Annotated in this window: 1 pseudogene; it reads left to right on the forward strand. The window is 78.3% G+C overall.

The features are described 5' to 3' along the window. Positions 1-545 (forward strand): annotated as a pseudogene (locus tag AB8Z75_RS35225) (hypothetical protein); the annotation flags it as partial.

Consider the following 545-nt stretch of genomic DNA (forward strand, 5'->3'; position numbering starts at 1 on the left):
AGACCACCCGCTACGCCTTCTCCGCCCTGCACCGCCCCCACCACGCCCTCGGCGCCGACCTGCTCCGCCTGGTGATGGCGGTGCCCGCGCTGGCCGTACAGCCGCACGGCGCGAGCGCGCACCGGCTGCTGCTGGTGTGGGGGCTGGCCACGCTGCCCGCGCTCGCCGCGGCGCTGTGGCTGCTGCGCCGGCACACCAGGGGCGCGGGCCAGGAGCCGGCCCGCTATCTGCGCCCGGGGCACCTCGGGCGCAGGTTCGCCGTGGAGTTCGGCGTCGGGAACGCCGGCACGCAGCTCGCGGTCATCGGTCTGGGCCTGGTGGCGAATCCGCTCGCGGTGGGCGCGCTGCGCGGCGCCGCCACGCTCTACGGCCCCATGAACGTGCTGTTCAACGCGGCCACCGGGTTCGGCCCGCCGCTTCTCCACCGCGTCGGCGGTGACCGGCGGGCCGCCCGCGCCGCGTTCACCGGCGGGGGAGTGCTGGCGGTGGCGGCGGCCGGGTGGACGGCGGTGCTCGTGCTGCTGCCCGACGGGTGGGGGCCGGCG

The organism is Streptomyces sp. PU-14G, assembly GCF_041028275.1.
In the GTDB taxonomy this organism is placed as follows: Bacteria; Actinomycetota; Actinomycetes; order Streptomycetales; family Streptomycetaceae; genus Streptomyces.